The following is a 15,667-nucleotide window of genomic DNA, read 5'->3' on the forward strand; positions in this document are numbered from 1 at the left end:
TTACTGGTCTGGCAGCTCGGCATTGTGGAACACGTTCTGTACGTCGTCCAGCTCGTTCAACATGTCCAGGAATTTCTCGAACAGGGGGATATCATCACCTTCCACCACCGTGGTGGTTTTGGGCAGGAACTGGATTTCATCCACCTCAAAATCGATGTCTTCAATGGCGTCCACCAGCGCCTGACGGGCTTTAGCGTATTCGGTGTTCGGCGTGAACACGGTGATCAGACCGTCTTCATTTTCGATGTCGGTGACATCCACATCCGCTTCCATCAGCGCTTCGAGAACGGCCTCTTCATCCTCGCCCTTGAACGCAAAGATAGCGCTGTGGTCGAACATGTGAGACACCGCACCGGGCGTTCCGATCTTGCACTTGGTTTTGGTGAAGGCCAGACGCACATCGCCAAAGGTGCGGTTCGGGTTATCGGTCAGGCAGTCGACAATTACCATGCAGTTGCCCGGTCCATAGCCTTCGTAGCGAGCGGGGGAATAGTCCTCGCCAGCGCCACCCTTGGCTTTGTCGATGGCTTTCTCGATCACGTGGGAGGGCACCTGGTCTTTCTTGGCCCGCTCGATCAACCCGCGCAGGGACAGGTTGGCCTGGGGGTCGGGGCCTCCGGACTTGGCGCTCATGTAAATCTCGCGGCCGTACTTGCTGTAGACCTTGGTTTTTGCCGCAGCCGTCTTGGCCATGGATTCTTTGCGGTTCTGGTAGGCTCTGCCCATCTGCGCTGCCTCTTGGTTCTCTGGAAAAGGCCGGATTTTACTCAACATTGCCGGTTTGGGACAGGCTTATTTGGCAACCGTTCTGGCCTAGACGTAATCAACCGGTCGGCGATAGTTATCCTGTGTCATCAGGTCGATACCGCACTCGATGTCGCTGACCCAGTTCAGGAAGCGATCAACCATTACTGGCCCTTCAAAGCGTTTTCCATGCTGGGGCACGATCATCGAAACGTCCATGTCGCGGACCATGTTGGCCCACAGTCTGCAGACTTTCTGGGAGGCGATGTAGCGCCGATGGAAGCCAATCATGCTTGGTATGTGCTTGTCGAAGTCTTTCACTGGCAGATGATCGTCCTCACCGCCCAGCGAAGCTCCCAGGTCGCCGGAGAAGAGGATCCTGGAGACCGGATCGTAAAACTGAAGATTGCCTACCGAATGCATGAAGTGGGCTGGCAGGCACTGCAAATAGGACTCGCCAAACTTCACATTGGCACCGGCATCCGGAATGCTGACGATGCGGTCGTACACGCTGCCGCTGAGCTGATTGGTCACGTAGCTGGAAACCAGGTGCGGAAGGAACCGCGCCCAGAGTTTCGAGGTGACGATTTTCGCGCGGGTATGAACAATCCAGCGGTCGATGGCGCCAATGATGTCCGGGTCCTGGTGAGAAGCGAACACGTAGTCCATATCGCGAATGTTCATATAGCGAGACGCGGCCACCGACAGGGGAGTGTAGGTAAGGTCACCGCCCGGATCGATGAGCGCTTCGTGTTTTCCGTCGACAATCAGGAACTGGTTGGACTGGACGCCCTCGCCGGTCACCAGGGAATCGAACATCAGGCATTTGTGGTGTCCATTATCGAACAGGACAATCGGCTCGGCTGCCATTTCGGTCTCCCGCTGAATACAGTGTGGTCCGGCCGGAATGGCCGGATATTGCAAGCTGCGCGGAGATTACAAAATTGACAAAAGCCAACTATTGCCTCAGGTCAATTCTCTGATATTCCTCAAGTAACGATTTGTTGTTGCCGACCATCAGGCCAGCCGGGGCACCCGTTTGATCCCGCGGCGAATGCCCTGTTCCAGGGCGCTGCTGACCACCTTGCCGGTAAACGGCACGATGTCTTCAAAGGTGATGGTGTAGTTCACCCGGGTATGACCTTCAGGCGTGTCCTCGAACCGGATACGGCCAAGGTGATTGCGGATCGGACTCATGCTGGTGATGGTGTACTCGATCAGTGAATCCGGCTCGAAGTTGGTCACGGTTTCTTCCAGCCCCACCGGCCCGATGCCGATCTTACGGACGGAACCAATGCCATTGGGATCGGCCTGGTCGCTGTCCTTGATGCGTTTTACGGGCGCACCCAGCAGTTTTCCAAAACGGTGGTGGTCGGCGAACAGGGCAAAGACCCTTCGTCGCGGTACATCGAAGGTTTCATCAATTTCTATGGTGTACATGGCCATCAGCTCACTCTTTTTGTCGTTCGATACACCAAGCCTAAACCCTTGGCTCCTACAACAAAAGTCGTAGAAAGCGGCAGGTTTCAATCTGGCCCGGACTGACCGTTCAGTGCCGCGCAGTATGCCGGTAGTCCCGGGGCGACTGGCCCATTACCTTTTTGAAAAGCCGCGAAAAATAGTAGGCGTCGTCGTAGCCCAGCCGTCGGCTGATGTCGGCAAAACTCAGGCTGCTGTTATCCAGCATCTGGCACGCCCGCTCTACCTTGAGGTGCAGGAAGTGCTGGATCGGGGAGGTTCCGGTCTGCTCCCGATAGCGGGTGGCGAAATGGGCGGGGGACAGGCCGGCAAGGTCAGCCAATTGCTCCAGGCTGATACGCTCATCCAGGTGCTCCCGCATATAGTTGTGGATGGTTTCCAGCTCGGCCTGCCGTTCATGCCCGGTCTCGTCGGCGTTGATCGGAACCGCCGCTAACAGTTGCCGTAGCCGGTTGGCCGCGTGGATAAGGCCGCGGACCCGGAAACCGGTCTGCCGCACCGACAGCAGACCATTGAAGTCAACCAGAAGCCGGGGTTGGCGGCCCATGTGGCGAATGCGGGTCGGGCCGTCAAAACCCATATAGTGTCGGAAATCCTCAGCCAATGGTCCGGTGTAGTGCACCCAGTGAATGGTCCATGGATTGTCCGGATCGGCGGTATAGCGGTGGTTGGCGCCGGCCGGCAAAAGCAGCAGGTCGCCAGCCTCCACCGTGTAGGGCTCACCGCCGACGTTCAGGAACGCCCGGCCCTCGGTACAGTAGATCAAAAGATTGTCGTGATGGTGCTCCCGGTGCATGTGATGGCCTACGGCGCGCCGATAGTGGCCGAACGCCAGCGGGTAAAGATCCCGGGTGAGCGGATGGCTCGCCAGCAGTCGGATGATTGGTTCAGGCACGACGTAGCGAATGCTGTCTTTGGGCACCGGCCACTGTGAGGTTTGGGTCATTTCAGGTCTTTTGTTTTTAGGCTTAATCGAAAGATAGTCCATTACGGGCGAAATTTAGTCAATCGCCCCTTGGTCGATCCCGTGCTAGCCTTTGGTTAAACGTGGCCGCAACCCTTTGGTTCTGGCCGGCTTCCCGCACAACAACAAACAGGGACATCAACATGAAAAATGTACCGCTGTATCTCGCAGGTGAGTTCGTCGATAGCCAAACCAGTGAATGGATCGACGTTACCAACCCCGCCACCAACGAAGTGATTGCCAAGGCGCCTTGCACCACCGATGCGGAAATGCGCAAGGCCATCGAAAGCGCCGGCGAAATGTTCAAGACCTGGAAGGAAGTGCCTGTCTCTGAGCGCGCCCGGGTTATGCTCCGTTACCAGGCTCTGCTGAAAGAGCATCATGATGAGATCGCCGAAATCCTGGCACAGGAAACCGGCAAGACCTTTGATGACGCCAAAGGTGATGTCTGGCGCGGCATTGAAGTGGTCGAGCACGCTGCCAACGTCGCTTCCATGATGATGGGCGAAACCGTTGAAAACGTGGCTCGCGAGGTGGATACCCATTCCTGGATCCAGCCGCTGGGCGTCTGCGCGGGTATCACCCCGTTCAACTTCCCGGCCATGATTCCGCTGTGGATGTTCCCGATGGCCATTGCCTGCGGCAACACCTTTATCCTGAAACCGTCCGAACAGGATCCGCTGACGCCTATGCGCCTGGCAGAGCTGTTTGAAGAAGCCGGTGCGCCCAAGGGCGTTTTGCAGGTGGTTCACGGTGGCAAGGAGCAGGTTGACGTACTGCTGACTGATCCCGCCATCAAGGCCGTCTCTTTTGTAGGTTCTGTGCCAGTCGGCCGTTACATTTACGAAACCGGCACCCGCAACATGAAGCGTGTACAGAGCTTTGCCGGCGCCAAGAACCATATGGTGATCCTGCCGGACGCTGACAAGCAGCAGGTGATCAATGCCCTGGTTGGTGCTTCAGTAGGTGCTGCCGGCCAGCGCTGCATGGCAATTTCCGTCGCCGTTTTCGTGGGCGAAGCCCAGCAGTGGATCCCCGAGCTGAAAGAAGCCATGGCTAAAGTGCGTCCCGGCGCGTGGAACGACTCCGGTGCCAGCTATGGCCCGATCATCTCCGCCAAGGCGAAGGACCGCATTGAATCTCTTATTGCGACTGGCGAAGCCCAGGGCGCCAAGCTCCTGCTGGACGGCCGTGGTTGCACAGTAGATGGTTTGCCGGACGGCAACTGGGTTGGTCCGACGCTGTTCTCCGGTGTAACCACCGACATGGACATCTACAACGAAGAGATCTTCGGCCCCGTGCTGTCCTGCGTCGAAACCGACACCCTCGGTGATGCCATCGAACTGGTCAACAAGAGCCCGTACGGCAACGGTGTGTCCATCTTTACCAGCTCCGGCGGTGCCGCACGTCGCTTCCAGCATGAAATCGATGTAGGACAGGTGGGCGTGAATATCCCCATTCCGGTGCCCCTGCCGTTCTTCTCGTTCACCGGCTGGAAAGGTTCCTTCTACGGTGACCAGCATGCCTACGGCAAGCAGGCGGTTCGCTTCTACACTGAGACCAAGACGGTTACCTCCCGCTGGTTCTCCAGTGAAGCAACCAGCACCGAAGCTAACTTCTCTATCCAGTTGCGTTAATTGCGTTGAAGGTGGGGTATTTGGGCCGGAACCTGTTTCCGGCCCCTTGTTTTCCCTGCCCAATGCCAAGCCTTCTCTATCTGGAGCGTAACGATGGACTTTAACCTCACCGAAGATCAGCTGGCGTTTCGCGAAGCGGCTCGGGCGTTCGCTGAAAAATCCATGGCACCCCATGCGGCGAAGTGGGATGACGAGCATATCTTTCCGGTCGATGTGATGAAGGAAGCCGGAGAGATGGGTTTCATGGGTATGTACACGCCCGAAGCACTCGGCGGCATGGGCCTTTCCCGTCTGGATACGTCGGTTATCGTGGAGGAACTCGCCGCTGCGTGTCCTTCAACCGCTGCGTTTATCACCATCCACAATATGGCTACCTGGATGGTCGCCAGCTTTGCGTCTGATGATCTCAAGCAGGAAATCGTGCCTAAGCTGGCCAGTGGCGAATGGCTCGCCTCCTACTGCCTGACCGAGCCGGGTGCCGGTTCAGACGCGGCCAGCCTTCGCACCAAGGCCGTGCGGGATGGCGACAGCTATGTGATCACCGGCAGCAAGGTATTTATTTCCGGCGCCGGTGCCACCGATATTCTGGTGCTGATGGCCCGGACCGGAGCGCCGGATTCCGGTTATAAAGGCATTTCCACCTTCGTGATTCCTGCAGATGCCGATGGCGTTTCCTACGGCAAGAACGAAGAGAAAATGGGCTGGCACAGTCAACCGACCCGGATGATCAGCCTCGAGAATGTCCGCATTCCGGCCAGCAACCGGGTGGGTGACGAAGGTGATGGGTTTGCCATCGCCATGAAAGGCCTCGATGGCGGCCGGCTGAACATTGCTACCTGCTCCCTAGGCGGTGGTCAGGCGGCTCTTCTCCGCGCCCGAAACTACATGCATGAGCGCGAACAGTTCGGCAAACCGCTGGCTGCTTTTCAGGCCTTGCAGTTCAAGCTGGCCGACATGGCCACCAATCTGGTTGCCGCGCGGCAGATGGTTCGCCTTGGCGCGTTCAAGCTCGACAACGCCGATCCGGAAGCGACACTGCACTGTGCCATGGCCAAGCGTTTCGCCACCGATGCCTGTTTCGAGGTAGTCAACGAAGCGCTGCAGCTTCACGGCGGCTATGGCTACATTCGCGAATATCCGCTTGAGCGTTACCTGCGCGACCTGCGCGTGCACCAGATTCTGGAAGGCACCAACGAAATCATGCGTCTGATTGTTGCCCGTCGCCTACTCGATGACGGCGTGGCTGAGGCAATTCAATAAGCATAGAAATGGGGCCAGATGACGATTTCGTCTGGCCCCATTTTCAGGATGAGGAATAAGAAATGAGTGACCTGATTCAGCTCGAAAAACGCGGACACATCGCGGTACTGACTATCAATAATCCACCGGCTAACACCTGGACAAAGGATTCCCTGATTGCCCTGACGAAAATCGTCAATGAACTGAACGAAGACCGGGACATCTTTGCCCTGGTGATGACCGGGCAAGGCGAGAAGTTCTATTCCGCCGGCGCCGATCTGAAAACCTTCGCCGATGGCGACAAGGCACGGGCCAATGAGATGGCCCAACTGTTTGGCGAGGCCTTTTCCACGCTTGGTCGTTTCCGGGGTGTCTCCATCGCCGCCGTGAATGGCTATGCCATGGGTGGTGGCCTGGAATGCGCCATGGCTTGCGACATCCGCATTGCCGAAGAGCACGCCCAGATGGCGCTGCCCGAGGCCGGCGTTGGCTTGCTACCCTGCGCCGGTGGTACCCAGAACCTGCCCTGGTTGGTAGGTGAGGGCTGGGCCAAGCGGATGATTCTGTGCGGTGAGCGGGTAAAAGCTGATACCGCACTGCGGATCGGCCTGGTTGAGGAAGTGGTGCCGAGCGGACAGAGCCTTGATAAGGCGCTGGAGCTGGCGGAAATGGCGTGCCAGCAGAGCCCGTCGTCTACCGCCCGGTGCAAGACCCTGGTAATGAGCGCCCGTGATGGCCGCAGCCACGACGACGGCTGGCGCATGGAGCGGGAACTGTTTGTCGAGCTGTTCTCCACCGAAGACCAGAAAGAAGGCGTAAACGCATTTCTCGACAAGCGCAAACCGGAATGGAAAAACCGCTGAAGCCGGCTGGAAAAGGCTGGCTCAAGGACCTGTTATGAGTGATCAACCCATTGTCTTTGAAGAATGGAAAACGGGCGACGGCACGCTGATCGCCGTGGCCCGATTGAATACGCCGAAGGCGCTGAACTCGCTGTCTCTGGAGATGATCCGGTTACTGACGCCGCAACTGAAGCGCTGGGCGGAAGATCCTGCAATCCAGGCTGTCTGGTTGGAATCTGAAGGCGACAAGGCGTTCTGCGCCGGTGGAGACATCGTCGCGCTGTATCGCAGCATGACTGAGCCGCAGGGTGCGAGCGAGGGCGAGGCGTTCTTCAATGAGGAATATGAGCTGGATTACCTGATCCATACTTTCCAGAAACCGATCGTATGCTGGGGACATGGCATCGTGATGGGTGGCGGCATGGGCATTATGGAGGGCGCTTCCCACCGGGTGGTAACCGAAGGCTCGAAACTCGCCATGCCCGAGATCACTATCGGCCTATACCCCGATGTCGCCGCCGGCTGGTTCCTTAACCGGACCCCCGGCCGCACAGGCCTGTTTCTGGGGCTGACCGGCGCCCGTCTCAACGGTGCCGATGCAGTTTTCACGGGGCTGGCGGATCGCTTCATCCGGCATGATCTGAAGGCCGATGTTGTTGCTGAACTCTGCAAGCGTGACTGGCAGGGCGACGATCCCCATGCCGTGGTTGGCAGCGTGCTCCGTCAATTCGAGCGTGAGAGTGCCGACGCCATGCCGGAATCACCGGTTCGTACGCATTTCGATGAGATCAACCGGGTAACCGATGCGGACTCCCTGGAAGCAACGGTTAGCCAGTTGAAAGAACTGTCCGGAGGCGACGGATGGGTGGCAAAAGCAACCCGCTCCCTGGCGAGTGCGTCACCCACATCTCTGGCTCTGGTCTGGCGGCACCTGCACGGTTGCAAACACAACAGCCTGAAAGAGGTGCTCGACAAGGAACTGGTACTTTCCACCAAGTGCCTCACCAAGGGCGAATTCGCCGAAGGTATCCGCGCGCTTCTGATCGACAAGGATCAGCAGCCCCGCTGGCGCTATGCGTCTCTTGCGGAAATGGATAGTGCGTGGATCGACGACTTTTTTAGCTGATCTATTACAAGAACAAGGAGAAAAGGCATGGCAAAAATTACCTTCATCGGCCTCGGTAATATGGGCGGCCCCATGGCCAGCAACCTCGTGAAAGCGGGCCACGAGGTCACCGTATTCGATCTGTCCAAAGACGCTGTTGCCGCCCTGGTGTCCGAGGGCGCGAAAACGGCAGACACCGCCCACGAAGCAGCCAACGGCGCAGAGTGCGTCATCACCATGCTGCCGGCCGGCCAGCATGTGGAAGCGGTATACCTGGGGGACGATGGTCTGCTGGCAAAACTGCCGGCCGGCACCCTGGTCATCGATTCTTCCACCATCGCACCGGAAACAGCCCGGGGCGTTGCCGAAGTGGCACGTGCCAAGGACATTCCATTCCTCGATGCGCCAGTCTCTGGCGGCGTTGGCGGTGCCAAGGCCGGTACCCTGACGTTCATTTGTGGCGGTTCGGAAGAGGCCTTCAACAAGGCCAAGCCGATTCTCGATGCCATGGGCAAGAACATTTTCCACGCCGGTGATCACGGTTCTGGCCAGGTGGCCAAGATCTGCAACAACATGCTGTTGGCCATTCTCATGTCTGGCACCAGCGAGGCGTTGGCGCTCGGCGTGAAGAACGGTCTGGATCCGGCGGTGCTGTCGGAAATCATGAAGCAGAGCTCCGGTGGCAACTGGGCGTTGAACGTCTATAACCCCTGGCCGGGAGTGATGGAAGGTGTACCCGCGTCCCGTAACTACGAAGGCGGTTTCCTGGTGAACCTGATGACCAAGGATCTGGGTTTGGCCTTCGACAACGCTGTGAAGAACCAGGCCTCTATTCCCATGGGCTCTCTGGCCCGTAACCTGTTCCAGCTGCACGCCGGGCAGGGTAATGGCAGCCTGGATTTCTCCAGCATCCAGCGGCTTTACAAGCCTGAATAAAGATTGGGTAAGGACACGATCAAAACGCCGGACGGGCGCTACCTTGTGGTAAAGGGGCGCCTGTGGCGTTGTTCGAATCCCGATCTTCCGGAGCAGGTGTATCGGGACCAGGTCAAGCGCCTGATGTCTGCTCGCCGGAAGGTGCGCGATGCGAGAGCGTCCCGCGATGAGAGTCAGGAGCGTGAGGCTCGGCAACAGGTGGATCAGGCCAAGCGCGCCCTGGGTGAGCGCGGGCCGGTTTGGTGGTCTGATGGCGAACCGGACTACACCCAATGCAAGATCGAGAACACGCCTTACGCCGAATGGTATCGTTCGCTTCAGGAGGCGAGTAAGTAACGTTTGGTCTTTTCGTTGAATAACCGCGAATACGCTGTTAATGTTTCACCCGCTACGATGGAAGAGCTGCCAGGGATAGTGCAGTTTCTGTAGCAGAATCATCCGGATTGATGACTTCAAAGGATTGAAGACATGCCCCAGGCAAATGGATTGCAGTTCACCGTCCGTGTTGGCGGTCTCCCCTCTGATATTTTTTCACTTGTTGGCTTTACCCTGACCGAACGCCTGTCCGAGGTTTTTTACGGTCGGCTTGAGCTGGCCAGCACCGATCCGTCAATTCAGGCCGCGGAAATTCTTGAGCAACCGGTGGATCTTGTGGTCTGGCAGGATGGCGAGCCGCTCAGGCGCTTCACCGGTGTGGTCAACGAATTCGTTCGGGGCGATGCCGGTCATCGGCGAACCCGCTATGAACTAATCATCCAGCCGCCGCTCTGGCGCCTGGGCCTGATGCACAATAGCCGGATCTTTCAGACCCAAAGTACCGAGGCCATCGCGCGAACTTTGCTGGAAGAGCGCGGCATTATCGACTCGGTTTTCGATCTGAAACGCGCTCCAGAGCAGCGGGAGTATTGTGTTCAGCATCGAGAAAGCGACCTGGCCTTCCTCGAACGCCTTGCGGCTGAAGAGGGTTGGCATTACAGGTATGAACACGGGAGCGTGGACGCAGAAACACAGCCGGCGCTTATAATCGCCGACCATCATGGCGATGCACCGAAGCTTGAGCCGGCAGAATATAACGCCAAAGCCGGCGGCAGCAGCAGGCGCCCGGTCGTGTACCGATTTCGATATGAAGAGCGGGTGCGGGTGGCCTCTGTGGCCATGAAGGATTATACCTTTAAGAATCCCGCCTATGGTCTGATGCATCAGCATGCTTCCGGCGACCTGAAGCACCGGGAAGACTACCAGCACTACGATTACCCCGGCCGCTTCAAGGCCGATGCCAGTGGCCAGCCGTTTACCGAAGCCAGACTTCAGTCTCTGCGTAATGATGCCAGTACCGCATCCGGTGAGAGCAATCGCCCGGACTTCAGCGTCGGCGCCAAGGTTGAACTGAAAGAACATGACAGCGCCGGCTTGAACCGGGAATGGCTGCTAACCGAAGTTACTCATACTGGTTCTCAGCCCCAGGCGTTGGAAGAAGAGGGAGGCAGCGAACCCACCACTTACCACAACCAGTTCAATGCAATACCGGCCGATCTGACCTGGATACCGCAGAGGGCCCACCGTCCTCTTATGGACGGCCCGCAAATCGCGATTGTTACCGGCCCGGAAGGCGAGGAGATCCACTGCGACGAATATGGTCGGGTGAAAGTGCGCTTTCCCTGGGATCGATATTCAAAGAATGATGAGCACAGCAGCGCCTGGCTCCGAGTCAGTCAGGGCTGGGCCGGCGGGCAGTATGGCTTCATGGCCTTGCCACGAATCGGCCACGAAGTGATTGTCTCCTTCCTGGATGGCGACCCGGACCAGCCCATCATCACCGGGCGAACCCATCACATCTCCAACACGCCACCCTATGGGCTGCCGGAGCACAAAACCCGCACCACCCTTAAAACCAAAACCCACAAAGGCGAGGGCAGCAACGAACTGCGGTTTGAGGATGAGGCGGGCCAGGAACAGATCTACGTTCACGCCCAGAAAGACCTGGACCTGCTGACGGAAAACAACCGAACCGAGGTGATCAGGAATGACAGTCACCGAACCGTGGAGAATCATGATTTTTGCCATGTAAAAGGCAATGCGCACCGAGCGGTCGATGGCGAACAGCGAGAATCGGTCGGAAGCGATTACAGCCTATCGGTCGGTGGCAGTCTTCACAGCAAGCAGGGCAAAAATCAGCTCGTTGAAGCCGGCACCGAGATTCACCACAAGGCGGGCATGAAAGTCGTGATTGAAGCAGGCGCCGAGCTCACGCTCAAGGCCGGTGGCAGCTTTCTGAAGCTGGATCCGAGCGGTGTCACTGTTTCCGGGCCTTCGGTGCGTATGAATTCCGGTGGTGGGCCAGGGAGTGGGAGTGGGGTTTCAGCGCAAGCCCCGGCCCTTCCGGCCAACCTTAGTGAAGCTTTTGATACCAATGAGCCGGCACAGCTAGCGGAGACCGACACTCGAGCTTTGGCGGGGCCTAGCCCAAGTTCGGTGCAGGCCCTAAAAACAGCGGCCAGAAACGATGTTGCACTGGTCAAGCAGTGCGGGCGCAAGCCGGATGGTTCCTGCGCCCTCTCATCCTGTTCATGTGAGGGGGCGACCGCATGATAGGGCTGGATGAAGCAACCAGGGCTAAAGCCTACCTTCTTTTCGACGGTGCGTTGTTTCATGCACCGCGCTTCATTTACAAGCATGATGATCAGCCCGAACTGGAGTATCTGTTCCTGGGCACACCACATGAAGCGGCTTTGGAGGTAACCCCTTGCCTGGTCAAGCCCTCCGAGTACACACAGCTTTGGCGAGCCCAATCGGAGTGGCAGGATAAAGCCATTATCCTCGTCTCCAATGACAGCCTCGCCGTTGTCGCAGGGCATTTGCGGAGTTTGCTCAGTGTGCAAATGCCGGATGAGGGCTTTTCCCATTTGCGGTATTACGCTCCGAAGCAGCTTACGCGGCTCATGTCTGCATTGAACGAGCAGGACCGTGCTCTCTTCAGCGGTCCAATCAGGGAGTGGCTGGCCTTCCAGTCGAACGGAGAGCTATCCAGATTCGATTCAGACGGTTCCCAATCCGCCAGAAAAGCCAGCGATGAGGGCTGGTTTCTGCTTACTGAAACTCATGTGGCGTCGCTGGCACGGAGTGCCAGGGAGGAATTCGTCGATAAGCTTTGCCGGTTCCTCGATACAAAGGATCGGGCACGGTTGGAGCAATGGATCGGTGAGGCAACCGCACTGGGATTTCAAACCGAAAAGGATGTGAGCCGTTACGCCGAGCTGGCCGTGGTTCACGGGGAGCGGATCAAGCTTGCCGAAATTCAAGCCATCCTGTCTGATCCTGGGCTCTCTACCGGCGCACGTCTGAAAGCAGTGGATAACCATTTGGCATACGGAGTTGCCTGATGAATTCTGAATATACTGTTCGCTCCGGCGACACCCTCAGCGCGATTGCACAACGGCATCAAACGACCCTCAGCAACCTCATGCGGCTGAATCCTGAAATTGAGAACCCGGATCGAATCTTCCCGGGACAACCGCTCAAGCTGCCGGCAGCGAATGAGGAGAAATTCTCCAACTGCGAAGTGGGTTCTGTTGCTCAGGAGCCCTCCTGTTCCGAAGAAATCGTGGAAGTTGTTCATGTAACCGGGTCTGACGAACTCATTCTTCTGACCGAGGCAGAACTGGCGGAGTGGGTCGAAGAAGAGGAATTCGTTTGTGGTCCCATCACTGAATTCTACGGGAAGCTTGACGGGCTCGATCCAGGCGAGACGGACTCCGAATTGGGCGCGACCGAAGGCGAAGGGCAGTTGCTATCGGAAGTACAGAAGGAAAAAGAGCGGCTGATAAACGAGCTTGAGGCACGCTCAGTCCTGACCACCGACATGCAATCCATCCCACCGATTACTGAGATAAAGCGGTTGGCTGGCAACAAACACGTCACTTTCGTGCGCTCCGACAAGATCGCGAACCACCCTCGCCGGTATTCGATGGCATCGCGAGACGCGGAGCGCAGCAAGGGTTGGCTAACCGAGAAAGGCGTTGATCCGGCGAAGCTACGAGATGCTATCCGAAGCGAACTTAACATCAAGTTCAACGCAACCCTCTGGGAGCCGGATAAGAATGGCGCGCTTATGACGACGTTGAACAAGTTTTACGATGAGGCATCCTGGTCCATCTGGGGAGACGCGGAAGCCAGGCGGGAAGCGGTCGATGAAACGGGGTTTGATGCCTCTGCCGAGGCACAGTTCATGCGCTTTGCTGCCGGCGCAATGGCCTCGGGCGAATTTGATCCGCGCAAGGGAAAAGTGCATTTCCAGGCGAAAGCGGAAGCGCAGTATGCGCTGGCCCAGGGCAAGGTTGGTGTTGAGCAGGCGTTTCCGGTGAATAACCGTTCGGAAATCAGGATTCCATACCGTGTTGGCGGCTGGGATGGCGAGCGAAGAGTTGCATCGCTGGGGCATTTTCAGGCCGCGATTAATGCCTTGCTGACCGGGTTTGCCGGCGCCTCTGCGCTCGTGGCTGCCAACGTTGAGGTGTCCACCAGCGATGGCCTTCCCAAACTCAAGGGTATTGCCGCCCGAAAGCATGGACAAGGGGCTGGCATGGACGCGGGTGTGTTTGCCGGGGTTCGTGGTGGTTGTGAGGTTTCTGGTGAGTTGCGCTGGAAGGATGTGTTAACCGAGGAGAGAGAGTGGGACAGGCTTTGTGTCATTGGGCAGAAAGTTGAAGGTGCATTAGGTGGAGGTGCTGAGCTTAACGTTCGGTTGGAATTCAGTCGCGTCACTGGAAAGTTTTATATCAATGTTCACGCGGGGCTAGTATTCGGTGCTGGTGCGTCGGGGAGTTTCTTGTTGGAGATCGAAACTCAGAAAATATTGCGGATGCTTCACTTCGTTTATAACGCTCTGATGGATGTCGATTTTCGGTATCTTGAGCTTTTCGATCGCGATACAGAAGCTTTTGATTGGTATCGGCGTATGAGCTTGTTCGCTCTGGCTCGGGGGCTTACGGCATTAGAAGTGGCCCAAGGATTTGCGGACACTTTGGTGGATGGGGTTGTAGATTATATTCATGCCGTGTTTGTTGACCGCCATCGAGAACAACAGGGCAGAGAAATTGCTGAGAATGTAGTTCAAGACATTACAGTTAAAGATAGTTCGGTCTTTCTGCATTCTCCGCCTGAGGTCAAAGGCGTAATTCTGGACAATATCCTTTACGACTGGTGGCTAACGCCCGATATCTGGAGTGATGACGATATTAAAATTCAAGCCGTGAATTTGATTCTGAAATCGTTTCAGGGATGGCGTGATTTTGAGGAAACGGTGTTACGAATGAATCCGGAAGGCTTAGCCCGGCTGGAAGAGTTCGAAAATAACCTCGACCGACTGTTTGACTTCATAGGCAAGAATAAATCGGATCAGCATCTCTTCATTCGAGGCTTGAAGGACCAGGTGGCCGTCGCTGACAGACCGGTAAGAATGGATCCGTTTAATGTTTGTCGTATTTGTAGGATTGGTTAAGGAAACTTAGTGGATGTTGAGAACTGAACGGTTGAAGGTGATTGGTCTGACGATAATGCCGACTTTCTTGGTGGCATGTGGTGGTCTTGGTGGTGCTGATGGTGATAGCTCTGTATCCCGTATTGTGGGAAAAGCTGTCGAGAATCAGGTTTTTGTTGAAGGCGGTGAATTTGAGCTTGGAGACGTGGGTCGCCCCGATGGATCTGCGTACGTGACTTTGGTCGATCATAGTCGGCCGGTAATTGAGGTAAAGGTCGATAGCTATTCAATCTCACGCTACGAAACTACTTGGGGCCAAATGAGGGTGTATTACGAAGCTACGGGGCGGCTTTCTCAATATGAGGCGTCACCGTTCAAACAACGATATGTAACCTCGCCAACTAACGATCGTTTGTCACCTTACTTCCGAAACAAGCCTGCCAGAGTGCCCAATTATGGAGAGGCCGAAGGTTATTGTGATTGGTTAGCTCAGGAGACTGGGTTGCCTTTTGCACTACCGACTGAGGCGCAATGGGAGTACGCGGCGAGAAGCCGAGGGCGTGAGGTACCCTACGCGACAGACTCCGGTGAAGTGCAAAAAGATCCGTATTTGCGGCGCCCTACAGAGTACGTGGACCCGTCTATTCCTCCCTCCGGCAACACTTTGATCCATTCTTCACTTAAATTTGAGCGCCGACCGGTTGGCAGTTATCCCCCAAATTCCCTGGGCCTCTACGACATGACTGGGAATGTCGCTGAGTGGACTCAGGATTGGTTTCAGGAGGATTACTACGAGCAAGCTCCCAGAGATAACCCCAGTGGGCCCGAGAAGCCGGCTAATCCAGACAGGCCAGAAAAAACCGTAAGGGATTGGGGAGGTCACGGAGATAGCATGGGGGGAGCAGGGACAGTGTTTATGCGGGCGGGTGTGCCTGTATCGGCCTCAGGAACGGGCTTTCGCTGCGTCGTAAATCATCCTGAGCCGATAAACTAGGGAAGGGCAGGAATCGAAGCAATAGATAGCATCATTCATTTTGTCGATGATTTTTACGTTGGCAGAAAGCGCGAAATCGAAGGAGCGGAGCTTGCAGTAAAAGTGTTAAGTGATTTCCAATCGAGAGAAGGTTCATTTTTCCTGCTCACCGCCTGAGGTAAAGGGCATAGTCCTAGATAATATTCTCTACGATTGGTGGCTTATACCTGAGGTTTGGAACGACCAAGATGCGAAAATTCGAGCTGTCACCG

General features: G+C 56.5%; 14 protein-coding genes. 10 read left to right on the forward strand and 4 right to left on the reverse strand.

What is annotated here, in order from left to right; translation table 11 throughout:
* The 4 genes from SIC15_RS06020 to SIC15_RS06035 all read right to left on the reverse strand — a co-directional run bounded on the left by SIC15_RS06020 (position 1) and on the right by SIC15_RS06035 (position 3,169).
* Positions 1-726 carry a YebC/PmpR family DNA-binding transcriptional regulator gene (locus tag SIC15_RS06020; RefSeq protein WP_069184221.1) on the reverse strand — a complete coding sequence of 242 codons (726 nt, stop codon included), beginning with the start codon at positions 724-726 and terminating at the stop codon, positions 1-3.
* An 87-nt stretch (positions 727-813) separates the two neighbouring features.
* Positions 814-1,614 (reverse strand): MBL fold metallo-hydrolase, encoded by an 801-nt coding sequence (locus SIC15_RS06025; RefSeq protein WP_069184222.1) that lies wholly within the window; start codon positions 1,612-1,614, stop codon positions 814-816.
* 147 nt (positions 1,615-1,761) lie between these two features.
* Positions 1,762-2,190, reverse strand: a complete 429-nt coding sequence (locus SIC15_RS06030; protein ID WP_069184223.1) for an SRPBCC family protein — start codon at positions 2,188-2,190, stop codon at positions 1,762-1,764.
* Positions 2,191-2,293: 103 nt separating this feature from the next.
* Positions 2,294-3,169, reverse strand: a complete 876-nt coding sequence (locus SIC15_RS06035) for an AraC family transcriptional regulator (protein WP_069184224.1) — start codon at positions 3,167-3,169, stop codon at positions 2,294-2,296.
* Positions 3,170-3,330: 161 nt separating this feature from the next.
* Here SIC15_RS06035 and SIC15_RS06040 point away from each other — a divergent pair, with 161 nt between their 5' ends.
* From SIC15_RS06040 to SIC15_RS06085, 10 genes are all read left to right on the forward strand, one after another.
* Complete coding sequence (locus tag SIC15_RS06040; RefSeq protein WP_069184225.1) at positions 3,331-4,824, forward strand: CoA-acylating methylmalonate-semialdehyde dehydrogenase; 1,494 nt, start codon at positions 3,331-3,333, stop codon at positions 4,822-4,824.
* 93 nt (positions 4,825-4,917) lie between these two features.
* A complete protein-coding gene (locus SIC15_RS06045) occupies positions 4,918-6,084 on the forward strand; it encodes an acyl-CoA dehydrogenase family protein (RefSeq protein WP_069184226.1) in 1,167 nt (388 codons plus the stop codon).
* Positions 6,085-6,146: 62 nt separating this feature from the next.
* Positions 6,147-6,926 (forward strand): enoyl-CoA hydratase, encoded by a 780-nt coding sequence (locus tag SIC15_RS06050; protein WP_069184227.1) that lies wholly within the window; start codon positions 6,147-6,149, stop codon positions 6,924-6,926.
* A gap of 34 nt (positions 6,927-6,960) precedes the next feature.
* A complete protein-coding gene (locus SIC15_RS06055) occupies positions 6,961-8,031 on the forward strand; it encodes an enoyl-CoA hydratase/isomerase family protein (RefSeq protein WP_069184228.1) in 1,071 nt (356 codons plus the stop codon).
* A 27-nt stretch (positions 8,032-8,058) separates the two neighbouring features.
* Positions 8,059-8,946: a 3-hydroxyisobutyrate dehydrogenase gene (gene mmsB, locus SIC15_RS06060; protein ID WP_069184229.1), complete on the forward strand. Its 888-nt coding sequence runs from the start codon at positions 8,059-8,061 to the stop codon at positions 8,944-8,946.
* Between the two features lie 3 nt (positions 8,947-8,949).
* Entirely contained in the window at positions 8,950-9,282 is a 333-nt protein-coding gene (locus tag SIC15_RS06065) for a hypothetical protein (protein ID WP_069184230.1), read from the forward strand.
* A 132-nt stretch (positions 9,283-9,414) separates the two neighbouring features.
* Complete coding sequence (locus SIC15_RS06070) at positions 9,415-11,535, forward strand: type VI secretion system Vgr family protein (protein ID WP_069184231.1); 2,121 nt, start codon at positions 9,415-9,417, stop codon at positions 11,533-11,535.
* Positions 11,532-12,326: a DUF4123 domain-containing protein gene (locus SIC15_RS06075; protein WP_069184232.1), complete on the forward strand. Its 795-nt coding sequence runs from the start codon at positions 11,532-11,534 to the stop codon at positions 12,324-12,326. Before SIC15_RS06070 ends, SIC15_RS06075 begins: the two co-directional genes overlap by 4 nt.
* Entirely contained in the window at positions 12,326-14,443 is a 2,118-nt protein-coding gene (locus SIC15_RS06080; protein WP_069184233.1) for a LysM peptidoglycan-binding domain-containing protein, read from the forward strand. The genes SIC15_RS06075 and SIC15_RS06080 overlap by 1 nt, the downstream gene beginning before the upstream one ends.
* Before the next feature lie 13 nt (positions 14,444-14,456).
* A complete protein-coding gene (locus SIC15_RS06085) occupies positions 14,457-15,416 on the forward strand; it encodes a formylglycine-generating enzyme family protein (RefSeq protein ID WP_069184234.1) in 960 nt (319 codons plus the stop codon).
* Positions 15,417-15,667 lie beyond the last annotated feature (251 nt).

The organism is Marinobacter sp. MIT932201, assembly GCF_047123295.1.
GTDB classification, from domain to species: domain Bacteria; phylum Pseudomonadota; class Gammaproteobacteria; order Pseudomonadales; family Oleiphilaceae; genus Marinobacter; species Marinobacter salsuginis.

Bases quoted from the DNA above. Each gene is read 5' to 3' on its own strand.
- SIC15_RS06020 (WP_069184221.1), bottom strand. From the start codon at position 726: ATGGGCAGAGCCTACCAGAACCGCAAAGAATCCATGGCCAAGACGGCT.
- SIC15_RS06075 (WP_069184232.1), top strand. From the start codon at position 11,532: ATGATAGGGCTGGATGAAGCAACCAGGGCTAAAGCCTACCTTCTTTTC.
- mmsB (WP_069184229.1), top strand. From the start codon at position 8,059: ATGGCAAAAATTACCTTCATCGGCCTCGGTAATATGGGCGGCCCCATG.
- SIC15_RS06050 (WP_069184227.1), top strand. From the start codon at position 6,147: ATGAGTGACCTGATTCAGCTCGAAAAACGCGGACACATCGCGGTACTG.
- SIC15_RS06035 (WP_069184224.1), bottom strand. From the start codon at position 3,169: ATGACCCAAACCTCACAGTGGCCGGTGCCCAAAGACAGCATTCGCTAC.
- SIC15_RS06080 (WP_069184233.1), top strand. From the start codon at position 12,326: ATGAATTCTGAATATACTGTTCGCTCCGGCGACACCCTCAGCGCGATT.
- SIC15_RS06070 (WP_069184231.1), top strand. From the start codon at position 9,415: ATGCCCCAGGCAAATGGATTGCAGTTCACCGTCCGTGTTGGCGGTCTC.
- SIC15_RS06025 (WP_069184222.1), bottom strand. From the start codon at position 1,614: ATGGCAGCCGAGCCGATTGTCCTGTTCGATAATGGACACCACAAATGC.
- SIC15_RS06055 (WP_069184228.1), top strand. From the start codon at position 6,961: ATGAGTGATCAACCCATTGTCTTTGAAGAATGGAAAACGGGCGACGGC.
- SIC15_RS06045 (WP_069184226.1), top strand. From the start codon at position 4,918: ATGGACTTTAACCTCACCGAAGATCAGCTGGCGTTTCGCGAAGCGGCT.
- SIC15_RS06085 (WP_069184234.1), top strand. From the start codon at position 14,457: ATGTTGAGAACTGAACGGTTGAAGGTGATTGGTCTGACGATAATGCCG.
- SIC15_RS06030 (WP_069184223.1), bottom strand. From the start codon at position 2,190: ATGGCCATGTACACCATAGAAATTGATGAAACCTTCGATGTACCGCGA.
- SIC15_RS06040 (WP_069184225.1), top strand. From the start codon at position 3,331: ATGAAAAATGTACCGCTGTATCTCGCAGGTGAGTTCGTCGATAGCCAA.